The following is a 3,311-nucleotide window of genomic DNA, read 5'->3' as shown; positions in this document are numbered from 1 at the left end:
CTGCCTTTACACCTGTAGCCTATCAACGTGGTAGTCTCCCACGGTCCTTTAAAGAAATCTCATCTTGTGGTGGGTTTCGCGCTTATATGCTTTCAGCGCTTATCCCTTCCGAACGTAGCTACTCTGCAGTGCTCCTGGCGGAACAACAGATACACCAGAGGTTCGTCCAATCCGGTCCTCTCGTACTAGGATCAGGTCCACTCAAATTTCTAACGCCCACTGTAGATAGAGACCGAACTGTCTCACGACGTTCTGAACCCAGCTCGCGTGCCACTTTAATGGGCGAACAGCCCAACCCTTGGGACCTTCTCCAGCCCCAGGATGTGACGAGCCGACATCGAGGTGCCAAACCCCCCCGTCGATGTGAGCTCTTGGGGGAGATCAGCCTGTTATCCCCGGCGTACCTTTTATCCTTTGAGCGATGACCCTTCCATGCGGTGTCACCGGATCACTATGCTCTACTTTCGTACCTGATCGACCTGTATGTCTCTCAGTCAAGCTCCCTTATGCCATTGCACTCTACGCACGGTTACCAAGCGTGCTGAGGGAACCTTTAGAAGCCTCCGTTACTCTTTTGGAGGCGACCACCCCAGTCAAACTACCCACCAAGCACTGTCCTTCCATTGGAAGTTAGGCTCTAAACAAGTAAAGGGTAGTATTTCAACAACGACTCCACCACACCTGGCGATGCAGCTTCAAAGTCTCCTACCTATCCTACACATCACTTGTTCAAAGTCAATACTAAGCTATAGTAAAGGTGCACGGGGTCTTTTCGTCCCACAGCGGGTAATCGGCATCTTCACCGATACTACAATTTCACCGAGCTCATGGCTGAGACAGTATCCAGATCGTTGCACCATTCGTGCAGGTCGGAACTTACCCGACAAGGAATTTCGCTACCTTAGGACCGTTATAGTTACGGCCGCCGTTTACTGGGGCTTCAGTTCAATGCTTCGCCGAAGCTAACATCTCCCCTTAACCTTCCAGCACCGGGCAGGTGTCAGGCCCTATACGTCATCTTTCGATTTAGCAGAGCCCTGTGTTTTTGATAAACAGTCGCCTGGATCTTTTCACTGCGGCCCCCCCATAAGGGGGGGCGACCCTTCTCCCGAAGTTACGGGCCAATTTTGCCTAGTTCCTTAGCCATGAATCTCTCGAGCACCTTAGAATTCTCATCCCAACTACCTGTGTCGGTTTAGGGTACGGGTTGCCTCCACTCGCTTTTCTTGGAAGTCGCTCCTCTGGATTATCACGCTGGCCGTAGCTTTTGTGTACTATCGCCGTGTTACCACTGGCTTCAACGTACTATTCCGTCAGTACGCACCAAATTTACGCCTCCGTCCGCTTTAACGTGGGGCAAGTAGCAGAATATTAACTGCTTGTCCATCGACTACCCCTTTCGGGTTCGCCTTAGGTCCCGACTAACCCTCAGCTGATTAGCATAGCTGAGGAAACCTTAGTCTTTCGGTGTGCGGGTTTCTCGCCCGCATTATCGTTACTTATGCCTACATTTTCTTTTGTAACCAATCCAGCAAGCCTCGCGACTCACCTTCATCTCTGTTACAATGCTCCCCTACCACTTACAGTAAACTGCAAGTCCATAGCTTCGGTAATATGTTTATGCCCGATTATTATCCATGCCGAACCGCTCGACTAGTGAGCTGTTACGCACTCTTTAAATGAATGGCTGCTTCCAAGCCAACATCCTAGCTGTCTGGGCAGTTCAACCGCGTTTCTTCAACTTAACATATATTTTGGGACCTTAGCTGATGGTCTGGGTTCTTTCCCTCTCGGACATGGACCTTAGCACCCATGCCCTCACTGATATGCATCATTTTATAGCATTCGGAGTTTGTCAGGAATTGGTAGGCGGTGAAGCCCCCGCATCCAATCAGTAGCTCTACCTCTATAAAACTAACTATATCGCTGCACCTAAATGCATTTCGGGGAGTACGAGCTATTTCCGAGTTTGATTGGCCTTTCACCCCTACCCTCAGGTCATCCCAAGACTTTTCAACGTCAACGGGTTCGGTCCTCCACTATGTGTTACCACAGCTTCAACCTGCCCAAGGGTAGATCACACGGTTTCGCGTCTACCACTACCAACTAAAGCGCCCTATTCAGACTCGCTTTCGCTACGGCTCCACAGCTGAACTGCTTAACCTTGCTGGCAACGGTAACTCGTAGGCTCATTATGCAAAAGGCACGCCGTCACCCCACTAAAGGGCTCCGACCGCTTGTAAGCGTATGGTTTCAGGATCTATTTCACTCCCTTGTTCAGGGTTCTTTTCACCTTTCCCTCACGGTACTGGTTCACTATCGGTCTCTCAGGAGTATTTAGCCTTGGCGGATGGTCCCGCCGGATTCATACAGGGTTTCACGTGCCCCGCACTACTCAGGATACTGCTATGCTTTATAACGACTTTCCTATACCGGGCTGTCACCGTCTTTGGCCAAGCTTTCCAACTTGTTCTAATTCGTGTTACAAACAATGTTGCAGTCCTACAACCCCAATAAGTCCGTAAACTCATTGGTTTGGGCTACTGCGCGTTCGCTCGCCGCTACTAGCGCAATCACTATTGTTTTCTCTTCCTCCGGGTACTTAGATGTTTCAGTTCTCCGGGTTCGCCTCCCTTACAGGATACTACACCTTCAATGTAGTGGGTTGCCCCATTCGGATATTCGCGGATCAATTTGTATGTGCCAATCCCCACGACTTTTCGCAGCTTATCACGTCCTTCTTCGCCTCTGAGAGCCTAGGCATTCCCCATACGCCCTTATCTAGCTTGTATGCGCTTTGCTTAATGCTCTAATCTATTCTGACCTAAATCAGAACAGAAGTATTATAATGTATTACTTAATATTAAATATTGCTATCTAATAGTGTTCTCGTATTCTTTGTTTCTCAATATGTCAATGAACTTTTTTCCTTATCTAACAATACAACTTTGATGATCCTACAAACTAAAAACTTGTGTTTCCTGGTTGTTTGTAAAAACTATTCCCATTGTATCTCAAGGAATCGTGGAGAATATCGGAGTCGAACCGATGACCTCCTGCGTGCAAGGCAGGCGCTCTAGCCAGCTGAGCTAATCCCCCATTATTTCAGTGTCAGTTAACAGTTATCAGTTAACAGTACTTATAACGGCTACTCAACCTCTAAAATTTCCTTTAGTTATTTCAAATGAACTTATAAACCTGATGGCTTACTTTTATTAAAAAGTAGTCTCAGGCAGACTCGAACTGCCGACCTCTACATTATCAGTGTAGCGCTCTAACCAGCTGAGCTATGAGACTGTCCATAAATAGAC

General features: G+C 48.1%; 2 tRNA genes and 1 rRNA gene. All 3 read right to left on the bottom strand.

The features are described from left to right. A 23S ribosomal RNA gene (locus tag LGQ90_RS08455) occupies positions 1-2,792 on the bottom strand; the annotation flags it as partial. A gap of 233 nt (positions 2,793-3,025) precedes the next feature. Beyond that, positions 3,026-3,099 (bottom strand) — tRNA-Ala (locus LGQ90_RS08450). A gap of 124 nt (positions 3,100-3,223) precedes the next feature. Next, positions 3,224-3,297: transfer RNA gene (locus LGQ90_RS08445), tRNA-Ile, on the bottom strand. Positions 3,298-3,311: the final 14 nt, after the last annotated feature.

It is taken from the genome of Christiangramia sediminis (genome assembly GCF_020552705.1).
Lineage (GTDB): Bacteria > Bacteroidota > Bacteroidia > Flavobacteriales > Flavobacteriaceae > Christiangramia > Christiangramia sediminis.
Note: the sequence above shows the minus strand (reverse complement) of the source record. Positions and strands in the feature narration are given on the sequence as shown.